At 60.2% G+C, this 20159-nt stretch carries 13 protein-coding genes; 3 read left to right on the top strand and 10 right to left on the bottom strand.

Annotated features, from left to right (window positions below; translation table 11 throughout):
* The first annotated feature begins 57 nt into the window (after positions 1–57).
* Positions 58–1941: an anaerobic carbon-monoxide dehydrogenase catalytic subunit gene (cooS, locus tag DAAHT2_RS01720; RefSeq protein ID WP_013162574.1), complete on the top strand. Its 1884-nt coding sequence runs from the start codon at positions 58–60 to the stop codon at positions 1939–1941.
* A gap of 330 nt (positions 1942–2271) precedes the next feature.
* Here the strand turns inward: cooS and DAAHT2_RS01715 are convergent, their stop codons facing one another.
* The 3 genes from DAAHT2_RS01715 to DAAHT2_RS14175 all read right to left on the bottom strand — a co-directional run bounded on the left by DAAHT2_RS01715 (position 2272) and on the right by DAAHT2_RS14175 (position 4518).
* Positions 2272–2634: an AAA family ATPase gene (locus DAAHT2_RS01715; protein WP_041718763.1), complete on the bottom strand. Its 363-nt coding sequence runs from the start codon at positions 2632–2634 to the stop codon at positions 2272–2274.
* 145 nt (positions 2635–2779) lie between these two features.
* The gene (locus DAAHT2_RS14550; RefSeq protein ID WP_245526854.1) at positions 2780–2953 is read right to left on the bottom strand and encodes a hypothetical protein; all 174 of its coding nucleotides are present in this window, start codon (positions 2951–2953) and stop codon (positions 2780–2782) included.
* A gap of 644 nt (positions 2954–3597) precedes the next feature.
* Positions 3598–4518 carry an RHS repeat-associated core domain-containing protein gene (locus DAAHT2_RS14175; protein WP_218915034.1) on the bottom strand — a complete coding sequence of 307 codons (921 nt, stop codon included), beginning with the start codon at positions 4516–4518 and terminating at the stop codon, positions 3598–3600.
* Between the two features lie 244 nt (positions 4519–4762).
* Between DAAHT2_RS14175 and istA the strand changes: the two genes are divergently transcribed.
* Both istA and istB read left to right on the top strand, forming a co-directional pair.
* On the top strand, positions 4763–6271 hold the full coding sequence (gene istA / locus DAAHT2_RS01705) for an IS21 family transposase (RefSeq protein WP_041718761.1): 1509 nt from the start codon (positions 4763–4765) through the stop codon (positions 6269–6271).
* Between the two features lie 15 nt (positions 6272–6286).
* Positions 6287–7072, top strand: a complete 786-nt coding sequence (gene istB, locus DAAHT2_RS01700) for an IS21-like element helper ATPase IstB (protein ID WP_013162572.1) — start codon at positions 6287–6289, stop codon at positions 7070–7072.
* Positions 7073–7150: 78 nt separating this feature from the next.
* On the opposite strand, the gene DAAHT2_RS01695 is transcribed toward istB, so the two are convergent.
* The 7 genes from DAAHT2_RS01695 to selB all read right to left on the bottom strand — a co-directional run bounded on the left by DAAHT2_RS01695 (position 7151) and on the right by selB (position 20145).
* Entirely contained in the window at positions 7151–8029 is an 879-nt protein-coding gene (locus DAAHT2_RS01695; protein ID WP_013162571.1) for an RHS repeat protein, read from the bottom strand.
* A 25-nt stretch (positions 8030–8054) separates the two neighbouring features.
* Positions 8055–8552 (bottom strand): hypothetical protein, encoded by a 498-nt coding sequence (locus DAAHT2_RS14545; protein ID WP_157861382.1) that lies wholly within the window; start codon positions 8550–8552, stop codon positions 8055–8057.
* A 4-nt stretch (positions 8553–8556) separates the two neighbouring features.
* Positions 8557–15879 carry an NHL domain-containing protein gene (locus tag DAAHT2_RS13670; RefSeq protein ID WP_083774353.1) on the bottom strand — a complete coding sequence of 2441 codons (7323 nt, stop codon included), beginning with the start codon at positions 15877–15879 and terminating at the stop codon, positions 8557–8559.
* Between the two features lie 347 nt (positions 15880–16226).
* Complete coding sequence (locus DAAHT2_RS01680) at positions 16227–16490, bottom strand: Txe/YoeB family addiction module toxin (RefSeq protein ID WP_013162569.1); 264 nt, start codon at positions 16488–16490, stop codon at positions 16227–16229.
* Between the two features lie 151 nt (positions 16491–16641).
* Positions 16642–17547: a nucleotidyl transferase AbiEii/AbiGii toxin family protein gene (locus DAAHT2_RS01675; protein ID WP_013162568.1), complete on the bottom strand. Its 906-nt coding sequence runs from the start codon at positions 17545–17547 to the stop codon at positions 16642–16644.
* Positions 17534–18100: a type IV toxin-antitoxin system AbiEi family antitoxin gene (gene abiEi / locus DAAHT2_RS01670; protein ID WP_013162567.1), complete on the bottom strand. Its 567-nt coding sequence runs from the start codon at positions 18098–18100 to the stop codon at positions 17534–17536. Before abiEi ends, DAAHT2_RS01675 begins: the two co-directional genes overlap by 14 nt.
* Positions 18101–18231: 131 nt before the next feature.
* Positions 18232–20145 (bottom strand): selenocysteine-specific translation elongation factor, encoded by a 1914-nt coding sequence (gene selB / locus DAAHT2_RS01665; RefSeq protein ID WP_013162566.1) that lies wholly within the window; start codon positions 20143–20145, stop codon positions 18232–18234.
* Positions 20146–20159: the final 14 nt, after the last annotated feature.

The raw sequence follows: 20159 nt of genomic DNA, 5'->3' as shown, positions 1-20159 counted from the left end.
CGGTGAAAAAAACGGCGGTTATCGCCCGTAAATAAAACCATAATCCGGGAGGCACCAATGGCGGAGAAAAACAAAAAATCCATCGAAGAGAAATCGCTGTGGGAAGATGCCCGGGCCATGCTGCGCAAGGCCGAGCAGGACGGGGTGGAAACGGCCTGGGACCGGCTGGAACAGCAGACCCCCCACTGCAAATTCTGCGAGTTGGGCACCAGTTGCCGCAACTGCGTGATGGGCCCCTGCCGGATCACCGCCAAAATGCCCCGCGGGGTCTGCGGCGCCGATGCCGACGTGGTGGTGGCCCGCAACTTCGGCCGCTTTATCGCCGGCGGTTCCGCGGGTCATTCCGACCATGGCCGCGATTTAATCGAAGTACTGGAGGCCATTGTTGAAGGGGAAACCAAGGACTATCAAATAAAGGACGAAGCCAAGCTGCGCCGTATTGCCGGCGAGCTGGGGGTGGCCGATGCCGGCGGCGGTGCGCTGGCGGCCGTGGCCCGGGCGGTGATGGAGATTCTCTATGCCGACTTCGGCAGCCGCAAAAAGGAGGTGGCCTTCCTCGGCCGGGTGCCGGAAAAGCGGCGGGCCATCTGGCAATCCCTGGGCATGACCCCGCGGGGGGTGGACCGGGAGATCGCCGAGATGATGCACCGCACCCACATGGGCTGCGACAACGATGCCGCCAGCACCCTGATCCACGCCGCCCGCACCGCCCTGGCCGACGGCTGGGCCGGCTCGATGATCGGCACCGAGCTTTCCGACGTGATCTTCGGCACCCCCAGCCCCAAAAAATCCACCGTCAACCTGGGGGTAATCAACCAGGAGCAGGTCAACATCCTGGTGCACGGCCACAACCCGGTGGTCAGCGAGATGATCGTGGCCGCCGCCAACGACCCGGAAATGCTGGCCCGGGCTGAAGCCGCCGGCGCCGGCGGGATCAATGTCGCCGGCCTGTGCTGCACCGGCAATGAGATCCTGGCCCGCCGGGGCATTCCCATGGCCGGCAACCACCTGATGACCGAACTGGCCGTGGTCACCGGCGCCGTGGAAGCGGTGGTGGTGGACTACCAGTGCATCATGCCCAGCCTGCTCCAGGCCGCCGGCTGTTACCACACCCAATTTATTACCACCGCCAACAAGGCCAGGTTCAGCGGCGCGGTGCATTTCGACATCAAGCCGGCCACCGCCCTGGCCCAGGCCAAGGAAATCGTGCAATTGGCCATCGATGGCTTCTCAAAAAGGGATCCCCAGCGGGTGGAAATCCCCAGTCAGCCGGTGGAGATCATGACCGGATTCAGCAACGAGGCCATCCTGAACGCTTTAGGCGGCAGCCTGACGCCGCTGCTGGAGGCGATCAAGGCCGGCAAGATTCGCGGGGTGGTGGGGATCGTCGGTTGCAACAACCCCAAATTTCAGCAGGACTCCGGCAATATCGGCCTTACCAAGGCCCTGATCCAGCGCGACATCCTGGTGCTGGTCACCGGCTGCGTGACCACCGCCGCCGGCAAGGCGGGGCTGCTGCTGCCCCAAGCCATCGACCAGGCCGGGCCGGGATTGCAAGAGATCTGCGGTGCTTTAGGGATCCCGCCGGTGGTCCATTTCGGCAGTTGCGTGGATAACTCCCGTATCATCCACCTCTGCGCCCTGATCGCCGAAGAGTTGGGAGTGGACATCTCAGATTTGCCGGTGGCCGCCTCCTCGCCCGAGTGGTACTCGGAGAAAGCCGCCGCCATCGGTCTTTATGCCGTGGCCAGCGGGATCTACACCCACCTCGGCCTGCCGCCCAACATCCTGGGTTCTCCGGCAGTGACCGATCTGGCCTTGAACGGCCTGGAATCGCTGGTGGGCGCAAGCTTCGTGGTGGAGCCGGACCCGGACAAAGCCGCCGACCTGCTGGAGGCACGTATTGTCAGCAAGCGTAAAGCTCTGGGGCTGCCAAAGTGACAACTATAAGGTAAGAATTACCGGCGATCGTCGTCATCGACGAAGATGGCGCGTCGTTCGTTGCCGCGCACGATGACGTGCTGGAGCAGATGGGGGATAACGATGCGGGCGGTTCGTGGCATGGGAGAGAGATAGTGGCAAAGGAGCGGGATTAATTCAAGTTTTTAAGTCCGTCCCAGTCCCCATCTCAGTCCCCATCTTTCTCGTAAAATTCCAGATGCCGCTTGCCCTTGAGATCGAACCGCCGCGCTTTATGGACCAGATGGGCATCCTGCAGATAGCCGATGTAGTTCTGCACGGTTTCGACCCCGCATTTCAGCCGCTGGGACTTCAGGTAATCGGCAATCTTCTTGGCGCTGGTGATGCTACCACAATTAGCGAACCCACCGCCTTTTCCCAGCCCGGAATCTCCTGCACCTCGTCGATAAACAGGTATTTCCGACCGCCGCCCGCCGGCAAACGCCCCTTCACAAACCGGTAAAGTTCCCGATGATCGGTGATAAACTCAAACTCCACCAGCTCCATGTTGATATGGACAATATTTCGCGGCGGTACCTTTTTTTCAGCAAGTCGTTCCATCACCATTTTGATGAAGGTGCTCTTCCCGCACCGGCGCAACCCGGACACGACCTTAATTAGCGGCTTGTCAATAAACGGCGATATTTTATCAAGATAGAGCTTCCTTTTATGCATGGCGCCGCCCCTGAAAGCTTAGGCTATATAGAAAACTTTTAACAAAATACGACCATGTTTCGGTTATACCGCGACAATTACGGAACGGCAAGCAACAGCACTCCTCACCCTTGCCGGGCCTGCTGGTGTTTCTTGAAATTTTCGGTTACCGCTTTGGGCCTGTCAGCGGCAGGAATCCGTCGTAAGTGAAGGCCAGGCTGTTGTTTTCCGGGGTGGTGATCCCGCTGAGCCGGCCGGTTGCGGGGTGGTAGGCGTAATCGATCCGGCCGTGGGGCAGATCGAGATAATCGAGCTTGCCGCAGCAGCCTGAATAGCCCATTGCCAGGGTCTGGCCGTCGGGACGGGTAATTTGGGTCAGTTCGCCGTCGAGGTTGTAGGCGTAACGGGTGGCGGCGGGTACTCCTCCTGCCGATCGGTGGCGGTGTAAGTGAAGAGATGGGGGCTACGTCCCGGCATGGAACTCAACCGCCCCCGAAGGTCGTATTGGTAGCCCACCTCCAGGAGACCGGCAGGCTTTGGCTGATCCGGCCGGTGGCATCGGGCGCCAGCAAACTTGTCCGGCCGGTGGGAGGTAGTCGTGGTGTAAGAAAAATAATATAGTTCTGTCCCCTTTTTCGCTTTTTCCTTATTTTCTAACCGGACATCACTGGGTCAGCCCCCTTTTCTCCCTATTCGTGGGGAGTTGACAGCTTTTTAATGAGTTGCAGACCAGTACTTATAAAGTAGCAATAATCCCGCAAATATAAGGCCAACCCCTAGCAATAAAACGAAGGTGGTAAGAAAAAGGCGGCTAAAGGTGTTTACGCCATTGTCCAGTTTTAGCAATTCTACCCAAAATCTCGAATGAGAAGCTAAAACCGCCTCAATGACACTTCTCCAATAAATTGTAAGGATAATTCCTGACAATAAAGCAACGATTCCTGGAATTAATTTTTCTGTTAAAGGGGCCATAAGTTAATACCCTTACCATCTCAAAACAGGAATTGTATGTGTCACGCCGGCAGCAACTCCAAAGCCTAATCCTAAACCGACGCCAAAGTCAGGGGTTATATTACCCTCCACATCGGTAGATATATTTCCGTGGGCTCCAATCGGCACACCTAACACGGGGTAACCACCTGAGAAAGTAACCCCGACATCCACACTGCTACAATTGGTCATCTCTCCTAAATTTAACGTTGCAGAGACTCCAGCGCCCATTCCCAGACCAAATCCGTAATAAAAATTTATTCCAGAAGCTCCTATTTGGAGTCCTATTGTACCACCTGGTCCAAGAGATCCTCTAGCTGATCCTGTCAAATTCAGATCAATGTACCAGAGTCCCTCCGGATCAATCCAATTAATCGGATCATTAAGGACATAGCCGTACAGGTTGGTATCCCCGCCGGCGAACAGGATTGGGTCCTTGGCGGTCCAGCGGCCGGTTTGGGGGTCGTAGTCGCGGGCGCCGAAGCGGGTCAGGTTGGTGTCCCGGTCGTGGAGGCCGCCGGCGAAACCGAAGGGCTGGAAGCCGGGGTTGGTGTCCTGGAGGACGTTGCCGAATTCATCATAATCGATTCTTTGGGCAATTTCACCGGTGGCGGTGTTGACCACCAGCCGGGGGCTGCCGAGGTGATCGGCGATGATCCGGTAGGTGGTGCCGTTTTTGATCAGGTAGTCGGGGACGTTGGCCCGGGCGGCGTAGATGAAGCGGCTGATTACCTGGCCGTTGGCGTCGAGTTCGGCCACCGGGTTGAGCTGATCCTGGTAGAGGAAGCCCTGGACCAGGGCGCCGTCGATCTTTTTGCCGATCCGGCGGTTGCCGCCGTCGATGATGTATTCGATATTGCGGCCGTCGGGCAGATTTACGGTCTTGAGGTTGCCGAGGACGTTGTTAATGATCACCCCTATGGAGCCACTTCGTGATCAGCTAATGGAGCCAGTTAAGGATCAGCTTAATGGAGCCATGGCGTGATCAGCTAATGGAGCCATGGCGTGATCAGCTAATGGAGCCACTTGCGGATCAGCTAATGGCGCCACCCCTTCCCTTAAGTTCATAAACGGGTCCCGGACTTTCTGCGGATCGGCTATATCCCCCTGAAAAACCCATTTTCAGGAGGGATAGCCGATGGCCAACAGGAGGTTCGAGATGTTTCAATACCGTCAAGTTCTTACCCAAATGCGGTCGGTTCAATCCGACCGCCAGATCGCCAAGGCTAAGCTGATGGGCCGCCGCAAGGCCGCGCAGTTACGGGCCTTGGCTCAGCAGCAGGGCTGGCTCGATCCCGCCCAAGAGTTGCCGGATGATGCCGAGCTGGCCAAGGTGCTCGCGCTGCCGGCCCCGGGCGAATCGGCGGTGCCGATGCTGCTGCCGTACCAGGAGCAGCTCAAGACCTGGCAGGCGGCCGGGATCAACGGCACCACCATGTACCAGGCCCTGGTGCGTGAGCATGGCTTTACCGGCAGCTACTCCTCGGTCAGACGTTTTCTTAAGACCCTCAAAGAGGACAACCCTCAAGCCACGGTAATGCTGGACTTTGCTCCCGGCGAAGCGGCCCAGGTGGACTTCGGTTCCGGCCCCAAGCTGCTTGATTCCCAGACCGGCAAGCCGTTTTCCACCTGGGTGTTCGTCATGACCCTGGCCTTCAGCCGGCACCAGTACGCCGAGATCGTCCGCGACCAGAAGGTGGCGACCTGGCTGGGTTGTCACCGCCGGGCCTTCGAGTTCTTCGGCGGGGTGCCGGCCAAGGTGATGATCGACAACCTCAAGGCCGGGATCATCAAGGCCTGCTGGCACGATCCGGCGGTGAACCGTTCCTACGCCGAGTTTGCCGAAGGTTACGGCTTTCTGATCTCGCCCTGCCCGCCGCGCCAACCCCAGATGAAGGGGCGGGTGGAATCCGGCGTCAAATACGTCAAAAACAACTTCCTGCCCTTGCGCGAGTTCCGTAGCTTGGTCGACGCCAATCGTCAGCTTAAGGAGTGGGTGCTGGCAACGGCCGGCAACCGTAGCCACGGCACCACCAAGCAAAAGCCGCTGGTCATGTTCGCCGAGGCGGAGAAGGCTTTTCTTAAACCTTTGCCCGCCGTGGCCCCGGAGTTGGCGGTTTGGGCCGAGCACAAGCTGCACGGCAACTGCCATCTCCAGTTCGACAAAGCCTACTACTCCGCCCCCTTCAAGCTGGTGCACAAAAAGCTGTGGGTCAAGGCGACGGAAACCACCGTCAAGATCTACCACCAGCATCAACAGGTGGCGGTCCATCCCCGCTGTGCCCGACCCGGCCAGAAGGCCACCTGTGTCGACCACCTACCACCGGACGCCGTCGCCTACCTGATGCGCGATCCCCAGTGGTGCCTCAAACAGGCCGGTGAGATCGGTCCCCGCTGCCACCACCTGGTCAAGCGGCTGTTGAGCCACCGGGTGGTTGATCATCTCCGGGCGGCCCAGGGGGTGCTCCGGTTGGCCGGCAAATACGGCCCGGAGCGGCTGGAAGCCGCCTGTCACCGGGCGCTGATCTACGACAGCCCCCAATACATCACGGTCAAAACCATCCTCGGCAAGGGGCTTGACCAACAGCCCCCGGAAACGGAACCGGTGGCGGCCGGCGTGGCCTACCGCGGCCAGGGCCGCTTCCAGCGCCAACAACTTTTTCACTGATAAGGAGGAAGCTTAATGAACCCCATGCCCGAACTGATCCCCATGCTCAAACAGTTGCGACTCTCCGGCATCCTTGATTCCCTGGAAGCCAGAAACCGCCAGGCCATCGAGGAAAAGCTGGCCTACACCGACTTCCTGGCCATGCTGGTACAGGACGAAGTCGCCCGCCGTTCCCAGCGCAAGTTCGCCATGCGTGTCCGCCGGGCCAACTTCCGTAACCACAAAACCCTGGAGGAGTTCGACTTCTCCTTCAACCCCAACATCAACCGCGCCCTGATCATGGACTTGGCCACCTGCCGTTTCCTGGAAGAGGGCGCCAACCTGCTGGTGGTCGGCCCCTGCGGCACCGGCAAGAGCCATATCGCCCAGGCCATCGGCCACTGCGCGGTCAGAATGGGCTACGATGTGCTCTTCACCACCCAGACCAAGATGCTGGGCCAACTCCACGCCGCCCGCGCCACCAACGCCTATGAACGGCGGCTTAACGCCCTGGCCAAGGTCGACCTGCTGATCATTGACGACTTTGGCCTCAAACCCCTGCGTACCCCCCAGGATGAGGATATCCATGATCTGATTGGAGAACGTTACGAGCGCCGTTCCACCATCATCACCAGCAACCTGGATCTCAACGAGTGGGGCGACGCCTTCCCCAATAAACTGCTGGGCTCGGCCACCATCGACCGCATCCGCCACGGCGCTTACTCCCTGCTCTTGGACGGCAAAAGTTTTCGAGCGGCCAGGCCGCTGCCCAAATACCCCAAAAACGAGGTTGCCGAAAACGTTAAAAAAGGCAAAAATTAAAAACCGTCCGGAGCCCCAAAATGGCCACTTGAGGGTGGCTCCATTAGCTGATCATGGGTGGCTCCATTAGGGTGATCATTAACAGACGTCGTAGGTGTATCTGGTTGTCTGGGCGCCTTGGGTTTTCTTGAGCAGTTCGCCGTTGGCGGTGTACTGGTAAGTGGCGTTGCCGTAGGCGGTCATCCGGTCCTGGGCGTCGTAGCTGCCGGTGATGGTGGTGCCGCCGGCGCTGTGCTGCAGGCGGTTGCCGTTGTCATCGTAAGTGTAGGTGGCGGCGGTGCCGCCGTCTTTGTTTACCTGGATCAGGCGGCCGGCCTGGTCGTAATGGTAGACGTAGTGGGTGGTGATGCCGGCGATGGTTTCGGTCTTTTCGCTGATCCGGCCGCGCTGGTCCCGGCTGAAGCTGGTGCTGAACAGCTCGGTGGCGTCATGCGAGGCGCTGAAGGCGGTCATTTCGCCGAAACCGTTGTAGGCTTGGGTGGTGGCTACCCCGGCCAGGCTGGTGCCGGTGAGAAAGCCGTTGGCGGGGTCGCGCGCCAGAGTGAGATCGCCCGCCTGGATGGGCAGGCCGTCGCTGTCGTAGCTGTAGGTGATGGCCTGGCCGTTTACGCTCAGGGACTGGAGCTGGAAGTTGTTATCGTAGCCCCGGTCCACGCTGCCGTTGATCTCGCCGGACCAGGACTGGGTCAGCGGCAGGAAGCCGTCGTAAGTGAAGGCCAGGGTGTTGTTTTCCGGGGTGGTGATCCCGCTGAGCCGGCCGGTTGCGGGGTGGTAGGCGTAATCGATCCGGCCGTGGGGCAGGTCGAGGTAATCGAGCTTGCCGCAGCAGCCTGAATAGCCCAGAGCCAGGGTCTGACCGTCGGGGCGGGTGATTTGAGTCAACTCGCCGTCGAGGTTGTAGGCGTAACGGGTGGCGGCTGGTGCGTCTAAGCAGGCTTGGTGAGGCGTGTTTGTCATGTTTGCCCCTTATGCCCCGACAAAATTAGTTTTCAATTTTACGAGATAGCAGTTGGAGCAATGATGAATTCATAGGCATTGCACCACTTATGTAAAAATAATCGCCTTCTTTAGTTTTGATCTTATAATTGTCTTTTTTTAAGTCAAATAATGTTATTATCCTGAAATATGGATAAATTTTAATATTTTTTATTAATTCTATTTCTGATCTTTTATATATCTGTTGCCTCCCAAGATAGAACCTAATGACAATTTTTTCATTTTCAAAAATTATTGATTGCGCAATTCTTGGGCTATCGCGGCAAAAATTTATAGCTCCTATCAATAAGAACAATAGAACTAATATGCCAACTACTGCAACCAAGGGAGCTTCTCCATATATTCCTCTATAAAATAGAAATTTTATGGCAATGAAAAGTTGATAAAACAATACCAAAATAAAAAGCGGTACATACCATGCCCATCGCCCGTTGGCTCCTAGCCTGTTATCAACCCATATTTGTTTTTCAGGTACATTAAGCATAAGCTTACAAATTACCCAGCGAGGTCCCTAGGGCACCGAAAGCCAAACTCGGACCCAGTGCTAGAATGCCTTGGCTAATTTGCCCTAGCGCACTACTATCCAAACCCTTAACAGCATTCGCCCTTCCAGCGCCAATTGCTCCACCTAAAATGGATCCGGCAAGCGAGCCGTAGTTAAATCTCTGGCAGGGGTCATTCAAAATACCCATAAATTGGGCGCCAAAATTTTGAATTCCACCGATTGCCGCACCCTTCCCGATATGTGCAAGCAGTCCGGCACCTGGCAAAAAACCATAGACTGCGCCCCCCAAACCGCCAGTAAAGGCCGCAGAGGCAATATCCCAGCTATTTCCTCCTGATGTATAAGCGCCAAGTGCGCCAGATACTGCGCCTATCACGCCACCGACAGCTGCTCCGGCAATCCCAATTTTCCCCTCTGGATCGATCCAATTAATTGGATCATTCAGGACATACCCGTACAGGTTGGTGTCTCCGCCGGCGAACAGGATTGGGTCCTTGGCGGTCCAGCGGCCGGTTTGGGGGTCGTAGTCGCGGGCGCCGAAGCGGGTCAGGTTGGTGTCCCGGTCGTGGAGGCCGCCGGCGAAACCGAAGGGCTGGAAGCCGGGGTTGGTGTCCTGGAGGACGTTGCCGAATTCATCATAATCGATTCTTTGGGCAATTTCACCGGTGCTGGTGTTGACCACCAGCCGAGGGCTGCCCAGGTGATCGGTGATGATCCGGTAGGTGGTGCCGTTTTTGATCAGGTAGTCCGGTACATTGGCTCGGCTGGCGTAGATGAAGCGGCTGATCACCTGGCCGTTGGCGTCGAGTTCGGCCACCGGGTTGAGTTGGTCCTGGTAAAGGAAGCCCTGAACCAGGACGCCGTCGATCTTCTTGCCGATCCGGCGGTTGCTGCCGTCGATGATGTATTCGATATTGCGGCCATCGGGCAGATTTACGGCCTTGAGGTTGCCGAGGACGTCATAGGTGTAGCTGGTTACCTGGGTGCCTTGGGTTTTCCTGAGCAGTTCGCCGTTGGCGGTGTACTGATAAGTGGCGTTGCCGTAGGCGGTCATCCGGTCCTGGGCTTCGTAGCTGCCGGTGATGGTGGTGCCGCCGGCGCTGTGCTGCAGGCGGTTGCCGTTTTGGTCATAGGTGTATTCAACTATAGCGCCGTCTTGGGTTACCCGGATCAGGCGGCCGGCCTCATCGTAGAGATAGCCGAAAGTGGTGGTTGTCCCGGCGATGGTTTCGGTCTTTTCGGTGATCCGGCCGCGCTGGTCCCGGCTGAAGCTGGTGCTGAACAGCTCGGTGGCGTCATGCGAGGCGCTGAAGGCGGTCATTTCGCCGAAACCGTTGTAGGCTTGGGTGGTGGCTACCCCGGCCAGGCTGGTGCCGGTGAGAAAGCCGTTGGCGGGGTCGCGCGCCAGGGTGAGATCGCCCGCCTGGATGGGCAGGCCGTCGCTGTCGTAGCCGTAGGTGATGGTCTGGCCGTTTACGTTCAGGGACTGGAGCTGGAAATTGTTATCGTAGCCCCGGGCCACGCTGCCGTTGATCTCGCCGGTCCAGGACTGGGTCAGCGGCAGGAAGCCGTCGTAAGTGAAGGCCAGGGTATTGTTCTCCGGGGTGGTGATCCCGCTGAGCCGGCCGGTTGCGGAATGATATGAGTAATCGATTCGGCCGTGAGGCAGGTCGAGATAAGCGAGCTTGCCGCAGCAGCCTGAATAGCCCAGTTCCAGGGTCTGGCCGTCGGGGCGGGTGATTTGGGTCAACTCGCCGTCGAGGTTGTAGGCGTAACGGGTGGCGGCGGGTTGCGCCCCCGCTGCCGGCGGCAGGTACTCCTGCTGCCGGTCGGTGGCGGTGTAGGTGAAGAGATGGGGGCTGCGGCCCGGCGGGGTGATGGCGGTAAGGTTGCCGTTGGCGTCATAGCCGTAGCGGATCTCCCGGCCGTCGGCCAGCTCCTGCCGGGTGACCCGGCCCGCCAAATCGTACTCGTAGGCGGCCAGAACGCCCAGCCCGTCGCTAATGGCGGCGGGATAGCCCTGGCTGTCGTAGGTGAAGTCCAGGTAGCGCCCCTGGGCGCCATCCCCTTGAGCGATGGAACTCAACCGCCCCCGGAGGTCGTAATGGTAGCCCACCTCCAGGAGACCGGCTGGCCGGCTTTGGCTGATCCGGCCATTGGCATCGAGCACCAGCGAACTCGTTCGGCCGGCGGTGGTGGTGGTGGTGTAAGTGCGACTCGCCGCCTGATAGACGCTGGTGAGGGTGCGGCCGTTGATGTTGACCGTGTCGGTGAGGCTTACCAGGCTGAGGGGGTCGTCCTGGTCCTCAAGATTTGCCAGCCGAGCGAAATTGATCGTGGATTGCAGGCCGGAAGGCAGGGTCGTGATTGCCGATTCCAGCACCGGCGCGCTCATCCCCATCCGGGGGTCCGGGCCTTTGCGCAAGGTGCGCACGGTGCCGTCAGCGGTATTGGCCACCTCGGTTATTTCCGAATCGGTGGTGGTAATGCGCCGGGTGGAAACGGCGCCGTCGGGATTGGTGGAGGTTCGCAGCAGTTCCGTCTTACTCAGGCGATCGACGTCGAAACTCCAAGTCCGACCCTCGGCGCTGGTCATACGACCGCCGGTGCCGGTGCCGGTTTTGGTGCGGGCGATGGTCCAGCCGCCGCCGTCGGGATCGTTGGTGTGGGTAAGCCGGCCAACAGCGTTGTAATTGTAGGTGTACTTCGCGCCGGTCGGTTTGATGACTTTGGTCAGGAGCCCGCTCGGGGTGTGGGCCAGGCGATAGGCTTCGCCGGCGGGGTTGGTGACCGAGGCGAGGTAGCCGTTAGCGTCCAGCGCCAATTCGGTGCGCTGGCCATCGGGGGCAATGATGGCGGTGGGGTCGCCGTCGCTGTTTCGTTCAATAAGTGTGGCGTTGCCGTCACCATCTTCCAGGCGGACAAGACGGCCCTGTTCGTCATAGGAAAAGGTCTTGCGCGTGGTGCCGGTCAGGCTGTCCAAGGTGCGCAGATGGCGACCGCTGGGTGTGAAAACGTAGTATTCGTCATGATCGGCGGCGGCAATCAGAATTTCGTCATAAGCTAAAGAAGTTATAGGTTGCCGAATGTGGCGGATACGATGGTTGTTTGAGTCAGCAACATAGATGCTGCCGTCGGGGCCGAGGGAGACACCTCTTGGTCCAAGCCGTGCCTCGTCGGCCGGACCGCCGTCGCCGCTGAAACCCCGGTAGCCGGTACCGGCGATGGTGGTGATAATGCCGTCCGTTCCCACCCGGCGGATGCGGTGGTTGGCCGCGATATAAAGGCTGCCGTCGGGGCCGAACGTAATACCACTTGGAGTGCTAAAGCTCGCCTCGGTGGCCGGGCCGCCGTCGCCGCTATAACCCAAACTGCCGGTACCGGCCACGGTGGTGATAATGCCGTCCGTTCCCACCCGGCGGATGCGGTGGTTATATGTGTCAGCAATATAGATGCTGCCGTCGGGGCCGATGGCGACAGCAATTGGCCCAAAAAGCCGTGCCTCGTCGGCCGGACCGCCGTCGCCGCTGAAACCCCGGTAGCCGGTACCGGCGATGGTGGTGATAATGCCGTCCGTTCCCACCCGGCGGATGCGGTGGTTATATGTGTCAGCAATATAGATGCTGCCGTCGGGGCCGATGGCGACAGCATGTGGTCTATCAAGCCGTGCCTCGACGGCCGAGCCGCCGTCGCCGCTGAACCCCCCGCTCCACCAACCGGTCGGGCCGGTACCAGCGACGGTGGTGATAATGCCGTCCGTTCCCACCCGGCGGATGCGGTGGTTTATTGAGTCAGCAATATAGATGCTGCCGTCGGGGCCAAGGGCGATATCAGTTGGCGAATTAAGCCGTGCGTTGACGGCCGGACCGTCGTCGCCGGAGTAACCACTATCACCGAGGCCACCAGCACGGAAGCCGGAGCCGGCGTGGGTGGTAATAATTCCGTCAGTTCCCACCGATCGGATACGATGATTTCCTGTGTCAGCAATATATATGGTGCCGTCGGGGTCAATGGAGACACAACTTGGCCGATAAAGTCGTGCGTTGACGGCGAGGCCGCCGGAATGCCCCCAAGAGCCAGTGCCAGCAATCGTCTCAATGATTGGCCCAAGAATCGTCGCGCTCTGCCGAGTGCCGTCACCTCGGTAAGTGGTGTTGTCTTTAGCGCTGTAAAAATGGTGCCGGTCGAGGGACCAGCGACCGACACCGCTGATGTCGACAACAGACCCGGTCAACGTAACGGTATGCATCCTGGAAAAATCCAGAACCGCAGCCCCGCGAGAGCCCCCAATGGCCGCGCCCCCGGCCCGGCCGAAAGCGGCGCGGAAATTGGCGGGACCGAGGTAAACCACCGGATAGACAAAGCGCAGGTGATAGGTGAGTTCAACCGCACCCTGCACCGGCCGACCATAGCCGTCCTTGCCGTCCCAGGTGAAGGTGGTGCGCTGGTTGGGCAGAGGGGCGAAGCTGGCGCGATGGACCTGGCCCGCCACCCGGATTTCAAGCTCGATACGCCTAAGCGAGCCAGGCACCGAGGAGCCGCTCAAGGGGATTTCGATGGTGCGTCCTCCGGTATAGCCTGGTACCCGGTCGGAGCGGTAGTTGAGGGTGTGTGGCGTGCCGGTGATCGGGATCGACTCTCCCAGCACCTGGCTTTCAGCCTCGATAACGCAGCCCCGGCACTCGGTGGGGTCGTCGGGCTTGTCCCGATCCTCCGGCCGGGGCGGATCGTAGGGCGGCGGCACGGCATCCGGCGGCGGGCCGTATGGCCAGTTGCAGTCCCAGGGAGTAAAGTGGGAGATCGGCACCCGCCAGAGGCTTTTGCCGGGTTCATACAGTTCGGCCAGGTTTTGCCGCTCCTCTGTGGTAACACCCAGTTCGGCCAGGGCCTCGGCGCTGTCCGCCTGGCCGTTGCCGGAGATGTCCAGTTCGGCCAGGCCGTTGTTGATGCCGATTACCTTTACCACCCGGCCGTTTTCCGACGGCACCCAGACGCCCCGGACCCGGTCGTAATAACCGGAGGGGACGATCCCGCCCACCGGGAAATCGATGAAGTTGTCCAGGTAGAAAGTGACCGGTTGGCTGAAGCGCACTTCGGTGGCGCCGGCGGCCATGGCCTCGTCCACGCTCAGTTCGACGCAGTAGGTGTAGGCGATGTTGGCCGGCAGGACGGCCGGCATCGCTTCCGGGCCGTTGTCGCCCACGGTGTATTCGGTGGCCCGCACGCTGATGGTGGAAAGCGGCTGGCTGGAGCCGTCGGGCAGGACCATCTCGGCGGTGGTGCCGGGGGCGAAAAGCAGGGTGGCCTGGCGAGCGCCGTCTTCGTCGGCCACCTCGCTGCCCTGGGCCACCTGGATGGTCTCGGCCGCCGCCAGGTCGATAACCGTAACCCTGCCGTCCAGCGGGATCATGATCACGTCGGGAGCCCAAACGTAATCCCGCCAGGGGGTCTGGACCTGGCGCTGCACCGGCAGGTAGCCTTCCTTTTCGTAGTTGATGGTGACCAGGCCGCCGCCGTTGACCGCCAGGTCGAACAGGCCGTCGGCCCGGCTCAGGGTCCGGCCGTATTCGGGGTGGTTGAGTATGGTGACGGTCACCCCGGCAAGGGGAACATTATTGCGGTTTAGCACCTTGCCGCGCAGAACTGCCACCCTCCTGGCCTCGATGGTTTCCGGCTCGACTCCGGTCTGGACCGGGTTGGGGCCGGTGTAGAGAAACTCGGTGGCGGCGGCGATGTCGGTGGCCTCGGTGGTGTTCAGCGGCGGCGCCTCCTCCACCGGGTCGGGTGGTCCCTTGGGCGTGTAATTTACCGTGATGGCGCTAGAGGCGGTATCGCCGCCCTGATCTTGGACCACGGCGGTAATGCTGTTTTCCCCGGGCGCGAGCACGATCTCGGCGGTGAATATTCCGTTTTCGTAAACGGCGGCCACCTCGTTTACCATCACCGAAGTAATGGGGTAGCCGGAAATGGCCGTGCCGCTTACCGTCAGACCGGCGACATCCACCTCGCTCTGGTCGGCGGGGCTGGTGATCTCGAGCTTGATGACATTGCGGACCTCGAACATGACCGGGTCGCTGCTGCCGCCGACCGGTTCCGGGTTTACCACCCGAAAGAGATACTGGCCGGGCCGGCTCCTTACCTCGTCGGGCAGATCGACTTCCAGGGTGCGGTGATCGATGAAGCGAAACGGAAGCTGCAGGATGGCGCCGTCCTTTTCCAACCGCACCTCGGCGCTTTTAAGAAAGCGGTGGCCGACAAGGGTGACGGTTTTGGGCACACTGAAGAGATCGGCCGAAGCTGGAGCGACCTCCTGGAGGATGGGGACCGGGTTGTCGAGCTGGATCAGGGAGAGGCTGTTGGTCGAGGCGTCGACCACGGCGGCCCGGTTGCTGTAAGGCGAGACGGCCAGGGCCGCGGCCCGGTGTTTTACCGGGTAGGTCTTGCCGATCTCGCCGGTGGCAAGGTCCACCGCCAGCAGCAGGTTGTTCAGCCTTGAGAGAACCAGAGCCTGGCCGGTTACCCGGCTTGTGGCCACATCCACCGGCCGGTATTCCAGGGGAATGTGGCGGGATTCCCAGGTGGCAAGATCGATTACGGTGAGACTTGAACTGCGCTCGTTGGCCACCACGGCGAGATGGCTGTCGGGGTCGATATCCACCGCCACCGGGCCCCGGCCCACTTCCACCTTGTTGATGACCTGACGGCTGTCGAGGTCGATAATCGCAACCGTGTCGCGGGCCGGACTGACATCATCGACCACCACGGCATAATTCAGGCCCGGATCCACGGCGATGGCCACGGGCAGCCGGCCCACCGGAATGACCGCATCCTCGCGGCCGAGATAGAGATCGAGCTCGGAAACGGTGCCATCCTGGCGATTGACCACCATCCCCCGGTTCCGGCTGGAATCCACCGCCACCGCCCGAGGCCGGCCGCCCACCTCCATCGAGTAGAGTTCGCGAAAAAATTCAAGATCAATAACCGAGACATTCTTATCCTTGCTGTTACACACCAGTCCGGTATTGGTGGCCTCGTTGATCGCCACCCCCATGGGAGCGCGGCCAACGGGAAGGGTCACCTTTTCCTCAACATTGTTGAGGTTGAGCAGGGTAACCCGGTTGTCCTTCTCGTGGGAAATAATCGCCATCTCCGAATCCGGATGAATGGCAATGGCGGTGGGTTCGGGACCAAGAACAAGGTCCGTGGCCGTATGCGAAACGCCGACAAGGAGTAGAATCCCCACCAACAGCAGCAGCGGAGCCAACCATGACTTGCACTTGAAAGCGCGTTGTCTTGATTTCATCATTATCCCCCCCCCGAGATGATAAAAGAACACTAAAACGAGCCATTGACTGTTTCAGAAAAAGAGAACCACGCCGACATCCCCCAACAAGCCTAACTCACAAAAGGGCAACAGGCGCCACTGAAATCGCCTAACAACAAAGTGTCAAGCAAAAAATAATCACCGCAGAAAAAAGAGAAGGGCTCCTCAGCAAAATCTGTGGGTAAATTTTGGCGTAGGCAAATCGCCAAACGAATGATAAAGCGCCATTTTCAGCATATCATACGACTTGAATCCGTAGGCCCGTTTTCATGCATTTTCAGGTTACCGCTGACATAACCCCTCGCTCCGCCAGGATAAGCTGGCTGAGGTTATTCGTAGTGGGTCAACATCCGCAGCACCTTCACGGTGCGCAGACCTTCGAGAATTTGATAGACCAGCCGATGTTTGATGTTGATGCGCCGTGAACAGGCACCGGCCAGGTCACCGACGAGCTTTTCGCATGGCGGCGGATTTTGGAAGGGATTGTCGACAAGGATGTCAAGTAATTGCTGCGCTTTCGGTTTCAAGCCGGCAGCGGCAAGCTTTTCGGCATCTCTTGGGGCCTGCTTGGTATAGACCAGCTTCCAGTTCACCAGTCCAATTCCTCATCGCACTCTGCAACCGGCGTCTTCATGCCTTCAAAGATCGATTCCTTTGCAGTAATTGTGCTCATTGGCGCCTCCTTTGCGTACGCCAAATCGTACGCTAATTTGCAGGGCCAGGGCGGCGGCAGATTCCGCAACGTCAAGAGTCGCGGGGGACGCCATTATCGGCTTGGGGTAAGTTTTCCAGCAGGGTGCGTGCCTGTCGGCATTCGTCGGCGATGGAGTCGAGCAGATAGGACCAGAAATCTTCCCTGGCCACGGTTTGCTCGACGGTGGCGGCCGCCAGGAAGCGGGTCATTTCGTGGATAAAGTCCCGGCGGGGATCGGGGCCGCCGGCCAGCAGTTGCTGCCGCTGCTCCAGGTAGTTAAGAAAATCTTCTGGGGCCAGACGGCGGTCGGCGATCTTGCGGGCGAGCAGGGCGGCGGACAAGTTGATATTGTGGCGCTTGAGCCACACGATATCCCACAGGTCGCGGTTCTTGACCCGGTTGGGGCGCAGGGCCAGGGCCAGCAGTTTGTCCACCAGAATTTCCTCGCGACTTTCGGCCTGGAGGATCAGGCCGGAGGTGCCCATTTCCACCCCGTAATGGTTGCGCAGCATCAGCGGTCGGCGGTCGTGGCTCGGCACCGCGCAGATATCGATATTGATCCGCTGGGCCGGCAGGTTCCGGCGGGCCGGGCGAGTGATGATGCGGATCTTCCAGGTATCGGTGTTGCCCGCCTCGCGCACCGGCTCTTTTACCTCCACCTCAAGGCCGTACTTGGCACCTAGGCCGTTTTCCAGGGCTGCTTTCAGGCCGGCCATGCTTTCCCGGCGGAAGTCGTGGCCGCCGCTGAAGTCGAGGTCTTCGCTGAGGCGTTCGGCACCGTAGCAGGCCCGCAGGCAGGTGCCGCCGATAAAGGTCAGGCCGGAGAGCAGACCGGCTTCATTAAGCAGGCGCAGGATATCGTGGTGCAGCAGTTCCTTTTCCACCGCCGGCCGCAGCAAAGAGAGTTCCGGACGGTGGCGGAGGGCTTCCCCCGCCAGTTGTTCAAGCAGATTCACGGGTAAGCTCCTCGTCGATCAGGTCGAGATTGCGCCGGGTGGCGCGCATGTCCCGCAGGGCCAGGGCCACCGAGGCCCGCCAGAGCCGGCAGCGGGGGTCATAGGTCAGTTCATTGGCCAGAGTGGCCGGCTGCCGGCTGGTATGGACGAACTCGATGGTGCCGAAATGGCCGCAGCGCACGATGTTGCGCCGGCCGGAACTCATCAGGGTGATCCAGTTGAGCGGAATCTGCGAGATCACCCCGGCATCGCTAAGGGCGGTCTCCAGGCTGATATAGTTGAAGGCATCGGCCCGCAGCCGGGCGGCGGCGTGGAACAGCAGCAGATCGCGGGGATAATCAACCCGGGGGTAAAGGTAGAGGCCGCGACAGATCCGCCGCAGCAGGCCGCGCTTTTCGGCCCGGCTCAGCAGGGTTTTGAAGGCCCCGGCACTGATTTCCGGCAGGGCTCCGCGCAGATCGGCCGAGGTAAAGAGATAGTGCTCGGGGCTGGCCAATTCCTCAAGCACAGCGGCCAAGCGGCGGCCGGGTTGGGGGTGTGGTGTCGGCATCATGGTACAACAGGTTACACTTTGTGTAACTTACTGTCAAGCGGCTCCCCGGCAATCTCCCGAGCCAATTCAAATAACCCTATTGCCTCGATGCCGGCGGCTAGCGGTCGACCTGCTTGTGCTGTTGTTTCCCGTTACCCGCTCCGCAGTTTGCGGGTGTCGCCGATGCGCAGGGTAACCTTGGTGCGGTCGAAATATTCCAACAGGGGAATGGAAAACTTGCGGGTGAGACCGGTGAGGTTTTTGAAGCGGGGGGCATCGATTTCGCCCTCCGCTTGCAGAAAGGCGACCAGTTTTTCCTTGAGCTGCGCCAGGGCCCGGGCGTCGTAGTAGAGATCTTCGCTGACCTTGACCAGCTCCTCTTCCCGCACCATTACCGCCAGCAACTCCCGCACCAGTTCGGCGGGGTACTTGCCGTGGGCTTCCAGGGTCTCCTTAATGGTGGGGGCGCTTAGCCCCGCCCGATGATAAAACTGCCCCAGTTCCCGGCGCAGGGTTTCGGCGTCGCCGGCTAAAGAGACCTGGTGGGAGGCCAGGCGGATCAGCGACTCCTCCTGGACCACCCGCTTTTGTTTCAGCAGCTCGGTGAGCAGAATCTGAAACAGCCGGGGGGAGAGATCGCGGGCCAGGCGGCGGCGCAGCTCTTCGCTGGGCAGGCCGCTTTTCAGCGGGTTTTCGCGGTGGAAGTCGGTCAGCAGCTTTTCCGCCTTGGCGCCCAAGGCAGTCAGGGTTTCGCCGGCGATCATCCGCTGCTTATCCGGCTCGATGATGATGATCTTGCGGGCGGAGATGTTTTTCTCCAGCAGCTTCTGGGTCTTCTTGCCGAACACCCCCAGCCGTACCGACAACTCCTGCAGGGTCAGGCCGGTGGAGCCGCTTTCCCGCAGGTGAAACAGGGCCAGTTCTTCCTGGCTGCCGCTGCGGTAGAGTTCAAAAATTTCCCGGTTGGCCTCCTTGAAACGGCGCCGCTTGGCGGCGGCGCAGTTGCGGATCACCCCGCCGCCGATGGTATAAACCGGCGAATAGCTGCGCACCACGTAATGGTCGCCGGGCCAGACACTGACCGGTTCTTCCAGCAGCAACTGCACCGCCGCCTCGCCCCCCGGTGCCAGGTCCTCGTCTTCCAACAGCGATACCCGGCCCATGACCTCGGCGGTGCCCAGGTGAACCCGCACCCGGCGGCGGTGCTTGAGCTTTTTTTCGTTGTTGGAAAGGTAGAGAAACTCGGCATCGAAGACAAAGGCCGGCTCCAGGCAGCCGGGGGTGGCCAGCACGTCGCCGCGCCGAATCTCTTCCTTGTCGACCCCCTGCACGTTGATGGCGGTGCGGTAGCCGGCCTCCACCTCGTTCTGCTCCCGGCCGTGCACCTGGATGCCGCGAATCTTGCCGGGCACCCGGCGGGGGTAGAAGAGCACGTCGTCGCCCAAGGCGATCCGACCGGCCTGGGAGGTGCCGGTAACCACCGCCCCGAAGCCCTTCATGGTAAAGACCCGGTCCACCGGCAACCGGAAAGGACCGTGAGCCTCGCTGAAGTCGGAGGCGGCCACCAGCTGGTCCAGGGTTTCACGGACCGCCGCGATCCCCTCACCACTAATCGACGAGACGGCCAGCATGGGGGCCTCGGCCAGAAAACTGCCCTGCACGAAATCGCGCACCTCTTCCTGGACCAACTCCAGCCACTCCGCCTCCACCATGTCCTTTTTGGTGATCACGATCATGCCGCGCTCCACCCCCAACAGGCGGCAGATTTCAAAATGCTCCCGGGTCTGGGGCATGATCCCTTCGTCGGCGGCCACCACCAGGGCCACCAGGTCTATCCCGGCGGCCCCGGCCACCATGTTGCGCACGAAACGCTCATGGCCCGGCACATCGACAATGCCGAGGCGATGGCCGCAGGGCAGATCGAGAAAGGCAAAGCCCAGCTCAATGGTGATCCCCCGGGCCTTTTCCTCCTTCAAACGATCGGTATCGGTGCCGGTCAGGGCTTTGACCAGGCTGGTCTTGCCGTGGTCGACATGGCCGGCGGTGCCGAGGACTATTTCACGCATGAACGCCTGTACCC

Source organism: Desulfurivibrio alkaliphilus AHT 2, assembly GCF_000092205.1.
GTDB classification, from domain to species: domain Bacteria; phylum Desulfobacterota; class Desulfobulbia; order Desulfobulbales; family Desulfurivibrionaceae; genus Desulfurivibrio; species Desulfurivibrio alkaliphilus.
The sequence above is the reverse complement of the archived record's forward strand: the minus strand, read 5'-3'. Positions and strand labels throughout refer to the sequence as shown.

Excerpts from the sequence above, each read along its gene's own strand:
- DAAHT2_RS01695 (WP_013162571.1), bottom strand. The coding sequence starts at position 8,029 with ATGACAAACACGCCTCACCAAGCCTGCTTAGACGCACCAGCCGCCACC.
- DAAHT2_RS13670 (WP_083774353.1), bottom strand. The coding sequence starts at position 15,879 with ATGATGAAATCAAGACAACGCGCTTTCAAGTGCAAGTCATGGTTGGCT.
- selB (WP_013162566.1), bottom strand. The coding sequence starts at position 20,145 with ATGCGTGAAATAGTCCTCGGCACCGCCGGCCATGTCGACCACGGCAAG.
- istA (WP_041718761.1), top strand. The coding sequence starts at position 4,763 with ATGTTTCAATACCGTCAAGTTCTTACCCAAATGCGGTCGGTTCAATCC.
- istB (WP_013162572.1), top strand. The coding sequence starts at position 6,287 with ATGAACCCCATGCCCGAACTGATCCCCATGCTCAAACAGTTGCGACTC.
- abiEi (WP_013162567.1), bottom strand. The coding sequence starts at position 18,100 with ATGATGCCGACACCACACCCCCAACCCGGCCGCCGCTTGGCCGCTGTG.
- DAAHT2_RS01715 (WP_041718763.1), bottom strand. The coding sequence starts at position 2,634 with ATGCATAAAAGGAAGCTCTATCTTGATAAAATATCGCCGTTTATTGAC.
- DAAHT2_RS14550 (WP_245526854.1), bottom strand. The coding sequence starts at position 2,953 with ATGGGCTATTCAGGCTGCTGCGGCAAGCTCGATTATCTCGATCTGCCC.
- cooS (WP_013162574.1), top strand. The coding sequence starts at position 58 with ATGGCGGAGAAAAACAAAAAATCCATCGAAGAGAAATCGCTGTGGGAA.
- DAAHT2_RS14545 (WP_157861382.1), bottom strand. The coding sequence starts at position 8,552 with ATGCTTAATGTACCTGAAAAACAAATATGGGTTGATAACAGGCTAGGA.